This is a genomic window from Idiomarina sp. X4 (assembly GCF_002808045.1).
In the GTDB taxonomy this organism is placed as follows: domain Bacteria; phylum Pseudomonadota; class Gammaproteobacteria; order Enterobacterales; family Alteromonadaceae; genus Idiomarina.
On sequence record NZ_CP025000.1, the window covers coordinates 242,686 to 258,932 of the forward strand.

Consider the following 16,247-nt stretch of genomic DNA (forward strand, 5'->3'; position numbering starts at 1 on the left):
ACAGAAAAAAAGGGCCAAATGGCCCTTTTGTTGATTACTTTTAATGCAATTTAAGCTACTCGCCCGACGCTTGCTTGTCCTTCTTCTGATTCGCGTAAATCAGAATAGGGTCAGATTCACCGGCAATAACCGACTCATCGACGACCACCTTGACAACACCTTCAATCGACGGCAACTCATACATCGTGCTTAACAAGACGCTTTCAACAATTGAGCGCAAGCCACGCGCACCGGTTTTGCGTGCCATCGCCTTCTTGGCAATAGCTCTTAGTGCATCGTCACGGAATTCTAACTCAACGTCTTCCATGTCGAACAAGGCAGCGTATTGTTTCGTTAATGCATTTTTAGGCTCTTTAAGTATTTCAACCAACGCGGCTTCATCCAGCTCATCAAGCGTAGCAACGACAGGCAAACGACCAATAAATTCAGGAATTAAGCCATAGCGAACCAAGTCTTCCGGCTCAACCTGCGCAATAATCTCGCCTTCTTTGCTCTGTTCTTTGCTTTTTACTTCAGCACCAAAACCTATCCCAGTTCCGGTCGACAAGCGTTGCTCAATCACTTTATTTAAGCCCGCAAACGCACCACCACAAATGAACAGGATTTTAGAGGTATCGACCTGCAGAAACTCCTGCTGCGGATGTTTGCGCCCACCTTGAGGTGGCACTGATGCGACGGTCCCCTCAATTAGTTTAAGCAGCGCCTGCTGCACGCCCTCGCCACTGACATCACGAGTAATTGATGGGTTTTCAGACTTGCGTGAAATTTTGTCAATTTCATCGATGTAAACAATACCGCGCTCAGCTTTTTCAACGTCGTAATCACACTTTTGAAGCAGCTTCTGAATAATGTTTTCAACATCTTCACCGACATACCCCGCTTCTGTCAGCGTGGTTGCATCGGCCATGGTAAATGGCACGTCCAAATAACGCGCTAAGGTCTCCGCCAGGAAAGTTTTACCTGAGCCCGTTGGGCCTATCAGCAAAATATTACTCTTACCTAACTCAACCTGGTCTTTACCTTTACCCGAATTGCGTAAGCGCTTGTAATGATTGTACACAGCAACCGACAAGACTTTTTTGGCACGGTCCTGACCAATAACGTAATCGTCCAAATGCTTTCTTATCGCTTTCGGTACCGGCAGTTCATCCTGATCGGGTACCGGAGCAAGCTGATGAATTTCTTCTTTAAGAATATCGTTACAAAGTTCTACGCATTCATCACAAATAAACACAGACGGTCCGGCAATCAGCTTTTTCACTTCATGCTGACTTTTACCGCAGAATGTGCAGTATAGCGGTTTATCGTCTTCGCCTTTGGACTTATCCGTCATTCTACTCTCCTACCACAAATACAACTTAGGCTTCTTCGCCGCGTTGACTCAAAATACCGTCAACCAGGCCATAATCAACCGCTTCTTCGGCTGCCAGGAAGTGGTCACGATCCGTATCTCTCGCCACTTTATCGTAATCTTGCCCGGTGTTCTCAGATAACATACGGTTCAGGCGTTCTTTCAGATCCAAAATTTGCTTCGCATGAATTTCAAAGTCTGATGCTTGTCCCTGGAAACCACCTAACGGTTGATGAATCATAACGCGAGAATTTGGCAAACAATAACGCTTACCTTTTGCACCACCGGCAAGCAAAAACGCGCCCATGCTAGCCGCTTGTCCCATACAAACGGTACTCACATCAGGCTTAATAAAGCGCATGGTGTCGTAAATCGCCATACCTGCTGTCACAACACCACCGGGTGAATTGATATAGAGATAAATATCTTTGTCAGGGTTGTCAGATTCTAAAAATAAAAGCTGAGCCACAATGAGATTAGCCATGTGGTCTTCCACCTGACCACAACAAAAAATAACGCGCTCTTTTAATAAGCGCGAATAAATATCATAAGAGCGCTCCCCTTTTGATGTCTGTTCGACAACCATAGGGACTAGCTGTGCCATCGGATCCTGAATATCGCTCGACATGTTTTATAAAGCTCCTGAAATAAAAATGGCTCGTATGAGGTCATACGAGCCATTAAACCAAGCTGTGGCGTGCCCCGTCAAGGACTCACGCTGACATTATTGTTGTTTTGGATTCATAATGTCGTCAAAGCTTGCTTTTTTATCTTTGACTGACGCTTTTTCCAAAACCAAATCGATTGCTTGTTCTTCTAACGCCAAGTTACGAACTTGCTGCATCATGTCGTTATTAGACTTGTAGTACTCAACAACTTCTTGCGGATCTTCATACGCAGACGCCGCAGTCGCAATAATTTCGTCTACTTTTTCGTCATCAGCTTTAAGTTCGTTTGAACGAATAACTTCACCTAGCAGTAAGCCAACTTTGACACGTTCTTTCGCTTGTTCTTCAAACAGTTCTGCCGGAAGTTCAGGCATTTGGTCTGCGTTACCGCCAAAGCGCTGTGCAGCCTGCTTGCGCAGTTGATCAATTTCCTGATCAATCATTGCTTTTGGCATTTCAACGTCGTTAGTTTCAACAAGACCTTTCAACACTTGCTCTTTCACCTTCGACTTCACTGCATTTTTCAGTTCGCGTTCCATGTTTTTACGAACTTCATCTTTCAGTGCGTCTACACCGCCTTCTTTCACACCGAACATAGCAACGAATTCGTCGTTCAGTTCAGGCAGCTCACGCTCTTCAACTTTCTTAGCAGTAACAACGAACTGAGCGTCTTTACCTTTCAAGTTTTCGGCGTGATAGTCTTCAGGGAAAGTGACTTCAATGGTCTTCTCTTCACCTGCTTTTATGCCTTTAATTTGGTCTTCAAAGCCAGGGATCATACGGCCTTCGCCTAACTCTAAAGCGAAGTCGTCAGCTTTACCGCCTTCAAATTCTTCACCGTCGATAGAGCCGACAAAGTCCATAGTGACGCGATCACCTTTCTTAGACTTACGCTTAACTTCTTTCCAGCTTGCATGTTGTTTTTGCAAGGTTTCAAGCATGTTATCAACGTCTTTGTCAGTAACTTCAACCGCAGGCTTCTCAACTTTCACTTTGTCTAAATCTTTCACTTCAACTTCTGGATACACTTCAAAAGTCGCCGTGAATTCAAGATCTTTACCTGGCTCATTAACTTTAGGTTCAATTGCAGGTGCGCCAGCAGGGTTCAATTTTTCCTGCATTACCGCTTCAAAATACTTGCTCTGCATAACGCTTGAAGCTGCGCGTGAGCGCGCTTCGCGACCAAACATTTTTTGTAAAACATTTGGTGGGATTTTGCCCTTACGGAAACCGTTCACGCGGCGGTGACGGTATTCTTCTTTCAATAAGCGTTTTACTTCGCTATCAATTGCATCTGCCGGGACAGTGATTGTCACGCGGCGTTCTAAACCTTGAGTTGTCTCTACAGAAACCTGCATTGCTTCATTACCTCGGTTTCAATCAATGAATGTCGCTCGCATCTGTTTATCATTATAAAAATGAGATACGGCAACGGCGTTGACCTTTAAAAATGACGCAGCATTATAGCGAGGTGATAGCTAAGAGTCGAGAGGGTTTTAGTAAAAAACGGGGAGAACGCACGCAGCAGCGCGCGTTCTTATGTAATTACTCTTCTAGTTGCAGAATTAAGTTATTAATTTCGCCCAGTTTATCCGGCTTGTCAGCGCCCATATTTTCCTGGTCCGCCACTTCCGTTTCATATTCGTCGTAACGCCACTGCTTTAATATCTTAAGTTTCTGCTCTTTACTAAAATCAGTGCGGTTCATCACATCTTCTGGCTCGTGAAAAGAACCCGCTGGATTGCGCATACAGGTTTCAAAATCTGCCATGATCATGCCCTCCAATTGATAGCAACGATACTAATAAGCTTAGCCTTATTGGCGCATTACGCAACTATTGAAGTATTTGATCATGAAGAAATGATGGTCGGCGAGACTGGATTCGAACCAGCGACCCCTTGGACCCAAACCAAGTGCGCTACCAAACTGCGCTACTCGCCGAACTAATAATGGGAAATAAAGAAATGGGGTGGATGATGGGACTTGAACCCACGACAACCGGAATCACAATCCGGGGCTCTACCAACTGAGCTACACCCACCACTGAGTGATTTTCTTTGGCGCGTTCTGGCGCACCCGGCAGGATTCGAACCTGCGACCGACGGCTTAGAAGGCCGTTGCTCTATCCAGCTGAGCTACGGGCGCACTTCGAACCTTACGCTGCCGTCAAGAGAATGGTCGGCGAGACTGGATTCGAACCAGCGACCCCTTGGACCCAAACCAAGTGCGCTACCAAACTGCGCTACTCGCCGAACTCTCTGAAAGCCCTGTCACAACCAGCGTCTAAATCGTTATTGCTGGCTGACAACGGGGGCGAATATTACCTGCTGATTATGCCAGCGTCAAACTTTTTTTCCGGAATAGCGCTCGACTGGCTACTTTTAAAACAACCTGCTGAGTTATCCAACAATCGGTGACATTAACGGTGAAATAACGTTACAATAAACAGCCTATATCGTCTTGAATTCTCTCAGGTTTGGAATCTCGTTATGTCAGCTCAAATTATTGATGGTAAAGCTATCGCCAGTGCCGTACGTCAGTCGGTCAAGCAGCAAGTTCAGGAAAGGCTTGAATCCGGCCTAAGAGCACCCGGTCTGGCCGTTGTGCTTGTTGGTGCAGATCCCGCTTCGGAAGTTTACGTGGGCAACAAACGACGCGCATGTGAAGAAGTCGGCTTTCGCTCCTTTGCCTACGACTTGCCTGCGACAACGAGTCAAGAGAAACTTGAAGCATTAATTGACCAACTCAATAACGACGACGAAGTCGACGGCATTTTGGTTCAGTTGCCTCTACCCGCAGGTCTTGACGCCACCCCTATTTTAGAGAGAATTCGCCCTGATAAAGACGTCGACGGTTTCCACCCTTTCAATGTAGGACGTCTGTCGCAACGTATTCCGGCGCTACGTCCATGCACACCCAAAGGTATTATCACCTTGCTTGAGCATACCCAAGTTGATTTGCATGGGCTCAACGCTGTCGTTGTAGGCGCTTCCAACATCGTCGGGCGTCCTATGAGCCTGGAGCTGCTGCTGGCTGGTGCAACTACGACAGTTTGTCACCGCTTCACCAATGACTTATCGGAGCACGTTAAGCGCGCGGATATTTTGGTTGTTGCCGTAGGTAAGCCTGAGTTTATTCCGGGAGAATGGGTCAAGCCCGGCGCTATTGTGATTGATGTTGGCATGAACCGATTGCCTGATGGACGCCTAACCGGCGACGTCGAATTTGAGACCGCAGCGGAACGCGCCGGCTGGATTACGCCGGTACCTGGCGGTGTCGGCCCTATGACAGTTGCTTCGCTAATTGAAAATACTCTGCAAGCCTGTGTCGATTATCACGACAAGCGAAAGTAATTCAGTCATTATCTTCGGAAGCCGCTCTGCAAAGAGTGCTGAGCGGTATCCGTTAATGCCCATAATGGATACTCACTCATACCCTCCCTGAGTTTGCAGTAACGAACTGCACTGGAACCACTTAAGAATTGTTGCGCAGAACTCAACATTTCAGCGACAAGTGGAATTTTTAGCGGCAGACACCAGTCTGTTTTTATCCTTAACACTCTGGCCTCGTGCCATTCTATCGGCGTATTTTCGTCATACCGAGCATGATAATGATCCACCGCTATTTCGGTAATATCTCGTTCTAAATCATAATCCCAGCGTTCCTCGGCATACTCACGAAAGTCTTGTGGTGTCGGAGACAAAATGTCGAGTTGCGCAAAGCGCGTGAAGTGCAGACGTTGTTTCGCCATAGCTAACGTAGCGGCGTATGCCAGGTTGTCCTGATCAAGCTGAGGCTCTAAACCCGCCATCCCAGTTATAAGCGTCGTTACCATGGTCTGGTAATGACCGTGATTAATAGCTCCGGCCCGAACCGTGTATTGATTAGCGACCATCAGTGTTTGTTGAGACCACCAAATAATAAGCGCCTGAACAATCAAAAAAACAAAACTCACTAGTATCGGCCAAACAACAATGAGCTCAATACTTGCCTGACCGCGAGAGTATTTTTTTAGGGTAAAAAAAGAAAAACCCGCTGCTGAGGAAGCAGCGGGAAGTGCTATGTCTAACTTAGACGATAACATGGGACCTCCGTGTCCAACGTGCGGTGTCTTACCTTTGACACCCGCGCATTATACGGAGCACGTTTACGCCAGGCTATAAGCCAACTGAGTATTGGCTCGTGAGCCTTTTACTACTTAGCGTCAACAGTCCATTTACCGTCACGGTAAAAGGCTTTCCAACCCGTTTGTTTTTTATTCACTTCTGTTACCACGTACTGCTCTTTATTTTTCCGCGAGAATCGAACAATAGCGTCGTTACCGTCGTCGTCTTCCTGCGGAGCGTCAGCCAGGTACAGAAACTTTTTCGGTAGACGATCTTTAAAACGGGCCAACTCTTTTACCGTAACCGCTCGCGTTTCTCGAGATTTCGGAAAAGTATTTGCTGATAAAAAGATACCAGAAGCGCCGTCACGCAGCACAAAGTAGGCGTCCGAATCCTCACACGGTAATTCCGGTAACGGTACTGGATCCTCTTTTGGTGGCGCAGGCTCACCATTTCGAAGCAACTTACGAGTATTCTTACACTCACTATTGGTACAACCGAAGTACTTACCAAAACGCCCGTTTTTCAACTGCATTTCCGAACCGCACTTGTCACACTCAATTGTCGGGCCGTCATAGCCTTTAATTCTGAACTTACCCTGCTCAAGCAACTGGCCATCACACGTTGGGTTGTTACCGCATACATGCAACTTACGTTTTTCGTCAATTAAATAGCTGTCCATTGCTGTACCGCATTTTGGACAGCGTTTCTTGGCGCGTAAGGCTTCAGTTTCGCGCTCCTCTTCGTCGGTAACTTCTATCGCTTCTTCGCCGGGTGTCAGGTTTATTGTCTTAGTACAGCGTTCTTTCGGCGGCAGGTTATAACCGGAGCAGCCAAGGAAAACACCGGTTGATGCCGTACGAATGCCCATTTTGCGGCCGCACTCCGGACAGTCAATATCGGTCATGACAACGCTGTTCTCACGCATACCACCTTCAGCTGGATCCAGCTCCGCTTTTTCAAGGCGCTGTTTGAAGTCCTCATAGAAGCTGTCCAGCGTCTCTTTCCATTGGCGTTTTCCGGCAGCAATGTCATCAAGCGCCTGTTCCATTTCAGCCGTAAAGTTGTAATTCATTAACTCGGTGAAATTTTCAATCAGCCGATCATTGACGATTTCTCCCATCTTCTCGGCAAAGAAACGACGGCTTTCAACACGCACATAGCCACGATCCTGAATGGTTGAAATAATTGACGCATACGTCGATGGTCGGCCAATACCGCGTTTCTCTAGTTCTTTAACCAGGGAAGCTTCACTGTAGCGAGCCGGAGGCTTAGTAAAATGCTGCTCAGGCTCTAACTGTTCGAGTGACAATGAGTCGCCTTTCTTCAAGTCTGGTAAGTTAGTATCTCCGTCTTTTTTCGACGACGGAGGCATGACTTTCGTCCAACCCGGAAAACGCATTACTCGACCGCGCGCCTTCAATTCAAAGTCGCCGGCAGTCGCGATTAAAGTCGTGCTATCGTATTTCGCCGGTGTCATTTGACACGCAACGAATTGACGCCAAATGAGCTCGTACAGACGCTGTGCGTCCCTATCCATTGACGACAGTGAGGACGCCTTTATTTTTACATCGGATGGACGTATCGCCTCGTGCGCTTCCTGAGCATTACTTTTTGCGCCATAACGATTCGCTGACTCTGGTAAGTACTTTTTACCGAATTCATTTTCAATGAGATCACGACAGGCGCTAACCGCTTCTGAACTCAAATTCGTTGAGTCGGTACGCATATAAGTGATGTGTCCCGCCTCATAAAGACGCTGTGCAAGCATCATCGTTTTCTTAACACCAAAACCTAAGCGAGTACTCGCCGCCTGTTGCAGGGTCGACGTAATAAAAGGCGCACCAGGTTTGCTGGAAGTCGGCTTATCTTCACGAGAAGTTATCTCGTAGTCTGCGCCTTTCAATAAATTTAAGGCTTTATTGGTTTCTTTTTCGTTGACCGGGCGGAAGTTCTTACCTGACTCTTTCACCACCTGCATGCGAAGCTTGTCGTTCGCCGTGCTGGCCAAGTCGGCATAAACATCCCAGTATTCTTCCGGTACAAAAGCTTTAATTTCGCGCTCGCGCTCGACTACCAAGCGTACAGCGACTGACTGTACTCGTCCGGCAGACAAACCTCTTGCAACCTTTTTCCACAAGAGCGGCGACACCATGAAACCTACCACACGATCTAAAAAGCGTCGCGTTTGCTGAGCATTAACACGGTCCGTGTTTAATTGTGCCGGGTGTTTAAATGCTTCCTGAATGGCATTTTTGGTAATTTCGTTAAATACCACACGCTTAAAGCGGTCGTCCTCGCCACCAATTAATTCCCGCAAGTGCCAGGCTATTGCCTCCCCTTCGCGGTCCAAATCCGTTGCGAGAATAATTTCATCTGACTTTTTCGCCAGCTGTTTGAGTTCTTTAACGACTTTCTCTTTTCCCTGAAGTACTTCGTAATGGGCTTCCCAGTTGTTTTCAGGATCAATACCCATACGAGCGATTAAGCGTTTATAGTCACGCTCTTTTTGATACTTCGCTTTAGCTTCAGGCGACATTTTGCGAACTTCTGCTGCCGGCTTACTTTTTACCGTTTCAGTCGCACGTGTTGGCAGATCACGCACGTGACCAACACTGGACTTAACCACAAAGTCCTTACCTAAGTACTTATTAATGGTTTTGGCTTTTGCCGGAGACTCGACAATGACGAGCGATTTAGCCATAGAATAATCGTTCTCTTGTTATAGATGACCGTGTATATACGTGCTAAAGATATAAATTACAAGGGCAATTGTTCTTCAGCGGCCTTTTTTAGGTATATCGGTTATCGTTACGAGAAACAACCATGATTCGTTCTTTTTGATAAAAATTCGCACAAATTAAATAAACAGTCAAAACACGCAGGCTTTCAGCAAAGGCTTTAAAATAAAGGCTTTCAAGGGCATTTTAAAACAGTATAATGTGTACAAATTCAATGATCAGGTGCACATAACGTGCAGGAGTAATCCCTAGTGAGCATGGAACACTTTGAAGTCAACTACGACGGCTTAGTCGGCCCAACCCATAATTACGCCGGGCTGTCTTTTGGTAATGTCGCCTCGTTAGCAAATGCAAAAGCGTCATCCAGTCCTAAAGATGCGGCACTGCAAGGCTTAAGAAAAATGAAAGCGTTGCACGATATGGGAATGAAGCAAGGTGTGCTTGCACCACAGGAACGTCCTGATACACACGCATTGCGTCGTTTAGGCTTTACCGGTACAGACGCAGAAGTGCTTTATAAAGCCGCTTCCGAAGCACCGGCTATTTTCCAGGCCGTTTGTTCAGCCTCGAGTATGTGGACAGCAAACGCAGCAACGGTATCCCCCAGCGCAGATACCGCTAATGGTAAGGTTCACTTTACTCCGGCCAACCTAACTAATAAGTATCACCGTTCACTCGAGCCTGAAACGAGTGGTCGTATACTGCAGGCTATGTTCGAAAACGCCCGTTACTTCGAGCATCATAAGCATTTACCGGACAACGAACACTTTGGCGATGAAGGTGCCGCTAACCACACTCGTTTATGCAACGAATATGGCCATGCGGGTGTCGAGCTTTTTGTTTATGGCCGCCATGCGTTTGACAGCTCTAAACCAGCCCCCAAACGTTACCCAGCGCGCCAAACTCTGGAAGCGTCTCAAGCGATCGCTCGTTTACACGGTTTAAGTGAAGACAACACCGTATTTATGCAACAAAACCCCGACGTTATCGACCAGGGCGTATTTCATAACGACGTTATTGCTGTCGGTAACCAGAATGTATTGTTCTATCACGAGCAAGCATTCGCCGATACCGATGCAAAGTTAGCTGAAATTCAACAGAAGTTTGGTAACGATGGTGAACTTCACTTTATTAAGGTTGCGACCGACGATGTAAGTGTTGAAGATGCGGTAAGTACTTACTTATTTAATACTCAGCTGATTACGCCTCCTAATGGTGAAATGACAATCATTGCACCGACCGAATGTGAAGAAAACCCTCGGGTTAAACGTTATTTGGATGGTCTTGTTAGCCAGGGTGGTCCAATCAAGCACGTGAAATTTTTCGACGTAAAACAAAGTATGCGTAATGGCGGCGGCCCTGCTTGTTTGCGCCTTCGTGTTGCCATGAATGACGAAGAAATCTCAGCAGCTAACCAGAACTGCTTAATGTCAGACGCCTTGTTTGATCGGCTAAACCAGTGGGTTAACAAGCACTACCGCGATGAGTTAGCCGTTGATGATTTGAAAGATCCCGCTTTATTAGAAGAGTCTCGTGCCGCTTTGGATGAGTTAACTCAAATATTGAAATTAGGTTCAGTCTACGCATTCCAACGAGACTAATTCATTTAAAACACCTCAATAAAAAAGGGCGCCGGGGATATTCCTCAGCGCCCTTTCTTTTAACCGCAACGAAGCATTAATCGTTGTCGTTATGCAGCTCCAAGTTCGCGTCTTCAGAGCCTTCTCTTTCTGCTCTTGCGGTATCATTACGGGCCGCGTGCAGCTTATCCAGATACTCTTGGTTTACATCGCCAGTCACATATTCACCACTAAACACTGAGGTCTCAAAACGTTTAATTGACGTGTTCTCTTCACCTACGGCTGCGACTAAGTCATCAAGGTCCTGGTAAATCAAGCCGTCGGCCTTAATCATATCGCGAATTTCAATTGCTTCGCGACCATGGCCAATTAGTTCGTTTGCGCTCGGCATATCAATACCATAAACATTCGGGAAGCGAATTTCCGGCGCTGCTGAAGCAAAGTAAACCTTCTTAGCACCGGCTTCACGGGCCATCTCAATAATCTGCTCAGAGGTTGTGCCACGAACGATAGAGTCATCCACTAACAGAACATTTTTGCCTTTAAACTCGGCGCTAATGGCGTTGAGCTTACGACGTACAGACTTACGACGCTGTGTCTGCCCCGGCATAATGAACGTACGACCAATATAACGGTTTTTTACAAAGCCCTGACGATACGGTAAGTCGAGCACACTCGCTATTTCCAGAGCAATGTCACAGCTCGTCTCAGGAATAGGAATGACGACATCAATATCCAAGTCGGCGTAGTCTCTCTTAAGTTTCTCGCCCAGTTTACGTCCCATGTTCACACGGCTGGCGTAGACCGATATGCCGTCAATGAACGAATCTGGACGAGCAAAGTAAACGTACTCAAAAATACATGGACAGTGCATTGGCTTGTCTGCACATTGACGGGAATACAGCTTGCCGTCATTGGTAATAAAAATGGCTTCGCCCGGTTCAACATCACGTACGTACTTGAATCCGGTGCCGTCGATAGCAACACTTTCAGACGCAACAATGTATTCCTCACCGTCTTCGGTGTCACGCTTACCAAGCGCCAGAGGTCGAATGCCCCAAGGGTCACGAAACGCCACTAAACCATGTCCAATGATCATTGCAACCACTGCATAAGCGCCGCGAACTTTACGGTGGACAGCCGTTACCGTTCTGAAGATGTCATCATCGTTCAGCGTTAAACTGTCATTTTTATCCAATTCGTTAGCAAAGACGTTCAGTAAAATCTCTGAGTCTGAGGTGGTATTAATATGACGGCGGGCGGTTTTAAATAAATGCTCATGTACATCTGCCGCATTTGTCAGGTTGCCATTATGTGCCATTGCAATGCCAAATGGCGAGTTCACATAAAATGGCTGTGCCTCTGCAGAGCTTGAGCTACCAGCCGTTGGGTAGCGAACGTGGCCAATACCCACGGTACCGGATAAGCGGTGCATATGACGGGTATGGAAAACATCCCGAACCAAACCGTTTGCTTTGCGCAAACGCAATGTATTGTGCTCATCAACGGTCATAATGCCTGCGGCATCCTGCCCCCGATGCTGAAGCATGGTTAAGCCGTCATAAAGCGCTTGGTTAACCGGTTGCTTACCAACAATACCAACAATACCACACATGTCTTTTCACCATTCTATACAGGTTGAGGGACTAAAAAACTCGAGCTGTTCTCCAGATAACTGAAGAACCATTGAATAAAGAGTCCGAAATGAGGAATGAGTAACGAATTTTGCCACCACTCGCTGGAAGAGAGCGGCGTGAATGAGTCAATAAAGAACAGCAGCGCGCTGACAATAAGCAGGCCTCTGAGCGCACCAAAAACCAGTCCAAGCACCCTGTCTGTCCCAGATAGCCCGGTATGTTGAACCAGTTTTGAGATAATGTAGTTAAGAATTGCGCCAATAATAAGCGTCGCAACGAACAAAGCGGCTATGGCAGCGGCGTTTCTGAGCATGGGTTGCTCAATACCAGTGAAGTAAACAGCTAAGTCTTGGTAAAAGTAACTGGCAATGAAAAATGCAGATATCCAAATTGCCAGAGACACGGCTTCTTTGACAAAGCCTCGAACTAAGCTAATTACTGAGGACAGGCCAATAACAATGATAATGGCATAGTCAATCCAGACCATAAGCACTCACAGTTGCTGCGCAAAAGACGGCGTGGATTTTAACAGAACAGGTGCATAATTGTGAGTTTTTTACACACATATTGCATTTTTTTATGGCTTGTACGTCATGATTTTGCCATTGAGTCCTGTCAGTTCCTTGAGCGGCACCAGTTGCTTCTCAAGCTCAGCTTCGGAGGTATCCGGTCCAACGAGTAAGCGCGTTATTTTTCCGCTGGCTGACTTTTCTGAGTACGCCGCGTACCCTCTACTTCTGAGTTGCTCGACAAGCTTTTTGACGCTTTCTTCTTTACTAAACGCGCCCAGTTGAATAACCCAGGCTTTACCATCAATTTCTGCTTCGACCGGTTCTCTTGGTGGTGCTTTAAGCCCTTTATTCTCAGAAATAGGCTCTGCAGCCTCTGCTGTCACCTCAGTGTCTTCTTGTGACGGCTCTTCTTCTACTGGTTCAGCAACCAATTCGTCTGATAAAGCATTAGGTTGTTGTAGTGCCTCTTCAGATTCTGGTTTCAGGGGAATGGTTTCAATAGGATCAACTGGCTGCTCTTTTTTTCCATCCAATACTTCAGGAATAATAATGACCGCTAAAGCGACAAGTATTAAAGTACCCACAAGACGGTTTTGTAGAGGACTGGCCAAGGTCATGCTCCCACTGTTATTTGATTAACGCTGGACACAGTGTAAAACGAGCCGAACACGAAAACCAGAGGCTTCTCATCACATTCTTTTGCTTTTGCTATTGCGCCCTCAAAAGCCGCATTCACATCGTCAAACACTTGGTAATTATCCGTCAGCTTCATGTTTTTTACTAATTGCCCGGCTTGTTCACCACGATGTTCGTTGAGTGTACCAACAAACCACTCAGAAATGTTCTGCTCTAATGCCGCTTTAACTCCAGCATGATCCTTATCTGAGAGCATACCAATAACGGCGTAGACTCGCTGCCCCTGATAATTCGACGCTATATAGGTTGCAGCATAAGCAGCCGCCTGCGGGTTGTGTGCGACATCTAAAAGCACATCGACACCTTTATATTTCGCGACCTGCATTCGACCTGGTAAAGCGGCTGAAATCAGACCCATTTTAATCGCGTCCAGACTGACCGGCAGTGGCAACTGCTCAATAGCGGCGATAGCGGTCGATGCGTTAATTAAAGGAAGCTGGGGCTTAGGCAGGTGGCGAGCATACACTCGATGACTGCGATACTCCCATTCTTTTTCAAACTCCTTTCTAAAAAAATCTTTTCCTACCTGGAAGAGTTTGGCGCCTATGTTTTCAGCCGAGGTCTTTATTGATTGAGGGGGGGTAACATCGCCGCAAATCAACGGCTTACCTGCCCGTGCGATACCTGCTTTTTCCCGACCAATTTGTTCTCGGTTATCACCGAGAAAAGCAATGTGGTCAATGCCGACACTAGTAACGACCGATACATCCGGGTCAACGCAGTTCACGGCATCCAAGCGTCCCCCTAAACCAACTTCCAGTATCGCTACGTCAACTTCGGCCTGCTTTATAAGCTGTAATGCCGCCAATGTACCAAACTCAAAGTAAGTGAGCGATATCCCTTTTCGCGCCGCATTAATTGCGGCAAAAGCGCCGGCGTGATGTTGTTCAGGCAACATTCTTCGGTTTATACGCACACGCTCCTCATACTTCACAATATGTGGTGAGGTGTACACTGCGGTTTTGTAACCTGCCGCCGATAGCATTTCTTCTAAGTAACAAACTGTTGAGCCTTTACCATTGGTTCCACCAACAGTAATGACATACGGCGCAGGAGTCAGGATATTTGCATTCGCAGCTACTTGCGACACTCGTTCCAGACCCAAGTCTATTTCCGACGGGTGAAGTTTTTCGAGGTAATCGAGCCATACCTGCAGCTTATCAGAAGCTACAGGTACGTATTCAGAGGCTTCGTTCATTCTGATTCAGGTTGAGGTTCTACAGCCGTTTCCGGTGAAGGCAGATGCTGCATTTTGGCGAGCAAACGCGCGACTGTGTCACGCATATCTCGTCTATCAACAATCATGTCGATAGCGCCATGCTCCAACAAAAACTCTGCGCGCTGAAAACCTTCCGGTAATGTTTGACGAACTGTTTGTTCAATCACTCGAGGCCCCGCAAAACCAATCAGCGCTTTAGGCTCAGCGATATGGATGTCGCCTAACATGGCTAAACTCGCCGAGACACCACCCATCGTCGGATCCGTCAATACAGAAATAAACGGAATACCCTCTTCGCTCATCCGCGCTAGTGCGGCTGACGTTTTTGCCATCTGCATCAATGACATCAGGGCTTCCTGCATACGAGCGCCGCCCGATGCGGAAAAGCAAACCAACGGAATGCGTTTTTCCAGGCAAACTTCAGCTGCTTTAACAAACTTAGCGCCAACGACAGAGGCCATTGAGCCGCCCATGAAGTTGAAGTCAAAAGCAACGGCAACCAACGGCACACCTTTTACCTCACCCTTCTGAGCGATAAGTGCGTCATTTTCTCCGGTACTTTTCTGCGCAGCGGCAATACGGTCTTTATACTTTTTCGAGTCTTTAAATTTTAAGACATCTTTAGGTTCAAGATCCGTACCTATTTCTTCTCTGTTGCCTTCATCCAGGAAGATATCCAGGCGACGACGACCGGTTACACGCATGTGATGGTCGCATTTAGGGCACACATCCAGACTGCGCTCTAAGTCGGCACGATAAATAATGTTGTCACAAGATGTACACTTGCTCCAAACCCCTTCTGGAACACCACGTCTCTTGTTTACTTTTGGCTTTGCGAGAATTCTTTCAATCCAGCTCATAGTATTCGGCTTACAGCTCTAATAAGTTTATTGGAATAGCTTACATGGTAGCACAATTCAATCAAGAAAAGAGGTCATAACAGTCACTCTAACCAAAGCGGTCCTGGTGTGGCGGTTGGAATACCCCAGCTCTCTGGATACGTCACAGCCACCAAGTACAAACCGCCCGGTTTAGCTGTTGCTGCCGCCTGTGTGCGGTCTTTTAGTTCGAGTAATTCTTTTAACCAGCTGGTTGGCTGTTGCTCCTGGCCTATAACAATAAGGCTACCAACAATATTACGCACCATGTGATGAAGGAACGCATTGGCGCTAATATCAACGATGACAAAGTCGCCTTTACGCGTCACTTCCAGTCGCGTGACATTTCGATTGGCCGAATGGGACTGGCACTGAGCGGCCCGAAAGGAAGTAAAGTCGTGCTCTCCGATTAACGATTGAGCGGCTTCATGCATTAAGCGTTCGTTCAACGGTTGGTGGTAATGACTGACCCCTGCTGCGTGTATGCCCGGGCGCAAGCGCGTGTTCGCAATAATATAGCGATAGCGTCTGGCAGTTGCACTGAAACGGGCGTTAAAGTCTTCGGCAACGGGTTTTGCCCAACGAACGGCTATTCCATCTGGTAAGTTACTATTGACGCCTAGCGTCCAGGCGGCATTTTTTCGCTCGCTTTCTACGTCAAAGTGCACAACTTGCGCAGTTGCATGAACGCCCGCGTCGGTTCGACCGGCGCAAGTGACTTCCACGGTTTCATTAGCAACTTTGCTTAATGCGTCTTCTAAATGCTGCTGGACACTAATGACTTCGCGCTGTCGTTGCCAGCCATAGTACTGGCTGCCGTCGTATTCCAGCCCCAAAGCTATTCGCATACTACTTAACC

14 protein-coding genes and 4 tRNA genes are annotated in these 16,247 nt (G+C 47.0%); 2 read left to right on the plus strand and 16 right to left on the minus strand.

What is annotated here, in order from left to right; all coding sequences use genetic code 11:
- Window positions 1-55: 55 nt before the first annotated feature.
- The 8 genes from clpX to CWC33_RS01300 all read right to left on the minus strand — a co-directional run bounded on the left by clpX (window position 56) and on the right by CWC33_RS01300 (window position 4,271).
- A complete protein-coding gene (clpX, locus tag CWC33_RS01265; RefSeq protein ID WP_100690473.1) occupies window positions 56-1,333 on the minus strand; it encodes an ATP-dependent protease ATP-binding subunit ClpX in 1,278 nt (425 codons plus the stop codon).
- A gap of 25 nt (window positions 1,334-1,358) precedes the next feature.
- A complete protein-coding gene (clpP, locus tag CWC33_RS01270) occupies window positions 1,359-1,979 on the minus strand; it encodes an ATP-dependent Clp endopeptidase proteolytic subunit ClpP (RefSeq protein ID WP_088768547.1) in 621 nt (206 codons plus the stop codon).
- Between the two features lie 96 nt (window positions 1,980-2,075).
- The gene (tig, locus tag CWC33_RS01275; protein ID WP_100690474.1) at window positions 2,076-3,377 is read right to left on the minus strand and encodes a trigger factor; all 1,302 of its coding nucleotides are present in this window, start codon (window positions 3,375-3,377) and stop codon (window positions 2,076-2,078) included.
- A gap of 187 nt (window positions 3,378-3,564) precedes the next feature.
- The gene (locus tag CWC33_RS01280; protein ID WP_100690475.1) at window positions 3,565-3,789 is read right to left on the minus strand and encodes a hypothetical protein; all 225 of its coding nucleotides are present in this window, start codon (window positions 3,787-3,789) and stop codon (window positions 3,565-3,567) included.
- Window positions 3,790-3,883: 94 nt separating this feature from the next.
- Window positions 3,884-3,960 (minus strand) — tRNA-Pro (locus CWC33_RS01285).
- A gap of 24 nt (window positions 3,961-3,984) precedes the next feature.
- Window positions 3,985-4,060, minus strand: a tRNA-His gene (locus CWC33_RS01290).
- A 27-nt stretch (window positions 4,061-4,087) separates the two neighbouring features.
- Window positions 4,088-4,164, minus strand: a tRNA-Arg gene (locus CWC33_RS01295).
- 30 nt (window positions 4,165-4,194) lie between these two features.
- Window positions 4,195-4,271: transfer RNA gene (locus CWC33_RS01300), tRNA-Pro, on the minus strand.
- Window positions 4,272-4,508: 237 nt separating this feature from the next.
- Here CWC33_RS01300 and folD point away from each other — a divergent pair.
- Complete coding sequence (gene folD, locus CWC33_RS01305; RefSeq protein WP_100690476.1) at window positions 4,509-5,372, plus strand: bifunctional methylenetetrahydrofolate dehydrogenase/methenyltetrahydrofolate cyclohydrolase FolD; 864 nt, start codon at window positions 4,509-4,511, stop codon at window positions 5,370-5,372.
- 8 nt (window positions 5,373-5,380) lie between these two features.
- Here the strand turns inward: folD and CWC33_RS01310 are convergent, their stop codons facing one another.
- Together CWC33_RS01310 and topA are read right to left on the minus strand one after the other, a co-directional pair.
- Window positions 5,381-6,103 (minus strand): TadE family protein, encoded by a 723-nt coding sequence (locus tag CWC33_RS01310; RefSeq protein WP_100690477.1) that lies wholly within the window; start codon window positions 6,101-6,103, stop codon window positions 5,381-5,383.
- Window positions 6,104-6,213: 110 nt separating this feature from the next.
- Window positions 6,214-8,829 carry a type I DNA topoisomerase gene (gene topA, locus CWC33_RS01315; protein WP_100690478.1) on the minus strand — a complete coding sequence of 872 codons (2,616 nt, stop codon included), beginning with the start codon at window positions 8,827-8,829 and terminating at the stop codon, window positions 6,214-6,216.
- Between the two features lie 294 nt (window positions 8,830-9,123).
- Here topA and astB point away from each other — a divergent pair, with 294 nt between their 5' ends.
- Complete coding sequence (gene astB / locus CWC33_RS01320) at window positions 9,124-10,467, plus strand: N-succinylarginine dihydrolase (protein ID WP_100690479.1); 1,344 nt, start codon at window positions 9,124-9,126, stop codon at window positions 10,465-10,467.
- Between the two features lie 76 nt (window positions 10,468-10,543).
- Here astB and purF read toward each other — a convergent pair whose 3' ends face one another.
- The 6 genes from purF to truA form a co-directional block, all read right to left on the minus strand.
- On the minus strand, window positions 10,544-12,061 hold the full coding sequence (gene purF / locus CWC33_RS01325; protein WP_088768554.1) for an amidophosphoribosyltransferase: 1,518 nt from the start codon (window positions 12,059-12,061) through the stop codon (window positions 10,544-10,546).
- Window positions 12,062-12,075: 14 nt separating this feature from the next.
- Window positions 12,076-12,570 (minus strand): CvpA family protein, encoded by a 495-nt coding sequence (locus CWC33_RS01330; protein ID WP_053952856.1) that lies wholly within the window; start codon window positions 12,568-12,570, stop codon window positions 12,076-12,078.
- A 90-nt stretch (window positions 12,571-12,660) separates the two neighbouring features.
- Complete coding sequence (locus CWC33_RS01335) at window positions 12,661-13,206, minus strand: SPOR domain-containing protein (protein ID WP_100692241.1); 546 nt, start codon at window positions 13,204-13,206, stop codon at window positions 12,661-12,663.
- Window positions 13,207-13,208: 2 nt separating this feature from the next.
- Window positions 13,209-14,489: a bifunctional tetrahydrofolate synthase/dihydrofolate synthase gene (gene folC / locus CWC33_RS01340; protein ID WP_100690480.1), complete on the minus strand. Its 1,281-nt coding sequence runs from the start codon at window positions 14,487-14,489 to the stop codon at window positions 13,209-13,211.
- Window positions 14,486-15,370 carry an acetyl-CoA carboxylase, carboxyltransferase subunit beta gene (gene accD, locus CWC33_RS01345; protein WP_100690481.1) on the minus strand — a complete coding sequence of 295 codons (885 nt, stop codon included), beginning with the start codon at window positions 15,368-15,370 and terminating at the stop codon, window positions 14,486-14,488. Before accD ends, folC begins: the two co-directional genes overlap by 4 nt.
- An 83-nt stretch (window positions 15,371-15,453) precedes the next feature.
- Window positions 15,454-16,236, minus strand: coding sequence for a tRNA pseudouridine(38-40) synthase TruA (truA, locus tag CWC33_RS01350; RefSeq protein ID WP_100690482.1), 783 nt, complete (start codon window positions 16,234-16,236; stop codon window positions 15,454-15,456).
- Between the last annotated feature and the right edge of the window lie 11 nt (window positions 16,237-16,247).

What these genes read in the sequence shown, in the direction of transcription:
- clpX (WP_100690473.1), bottom strand. Translation starts at nt 1,333, where the DNA reads ATGACGGATAAGTCCAAAGGCGAAGACGATAAACCGCTATACTGCACA.
- clpP (WP_088768547.1), bottom strand. Translation starts at nt 1,979, where the DNA reads ATGTCGAGCGATATTCAGGATCCGATGGCACAGCTAGTCCCTATGGTT.
- tig (WP_100690474.1), bottom strand. Translation starts at nt 3,377, where the DNA reads ATGCAGGTTTCTGTAGAGACAACTCAAGGTTTAGAACGCCGCGTGACA.
- CWC33_RS01280 (WP_100690475.1), bottom strand. Translation starts at nt 3,789, where the DNA reads ATGGCAGATTTTGAAACCTGTATGCGCAATCCAGCGGGTTCTTTTCAC.
- folD (WP_100690476.1), top strand. Translation starts at nt 4,509, where the DNA reads ATGTCAGCTCAAATTATTGATGGTAAAGCTATCGCCAGTGCCGTACGT.
- CWC33_RS01310 (WP_100690477.1), bottom strand. Translation starts at nt 6,103, where the DNA reads ATGTTATCGTCTAAGTTAGACATAGCACTTCCCGCTGCTTCCTCAGCA.
- topA (WP_100690478.1), bottom strand. Translation starts at nt 8,829, where the DNA reads ATGGCTAAATCGCTCGTCATTGTCGAGTCTCCGGCAAAAGCCAAAACC.
- astB (WP_100690479.1), top strand. Translation starts at nt 9,124, where the DNA reads ATGGAACACTTTGAAGTCAACTACGACGGCTTAGTCGGCCCAACCCAT.
- purF (WP_088768554.1), bottom strand. Translation starts at nt 12,061, where the DNA reads ATGTGTGGTATTGTTGGTATTGTTGGTAAGCAACCGGTTAACCAAGCG.
- CWC33_RS01330 (WP_053952856.1), bottom strand. Translation starts at nt 12,570, where the DNA reads ATGGTCTGGATTGACTATGCCATTATCATTGTTATTGGCCTGTCCTCA.
- folC (WP_100690480.1), bottom strand. Translation starts at nt 14,489, where the DNA reads ATGAACGAAGCCTCTGAATACGTACCTGTAGCTTCTGATAAGCTGCAG.
- accD (WP_100690481.1), bottom strand. Translation starts at nt 15,370, where the DNA reads ATGAGCTGGATTGAAAGAATTCTCGCAAAGCCAAAAGTAAACAAGAGA.
- truA (WP_100690482.1), bottom strand. Translation starts at nt 16,236, where the DNA reads ATGCGAATAGCTTTGGGGCTGGAATACGACGGCAGCCAGTACTATGGC.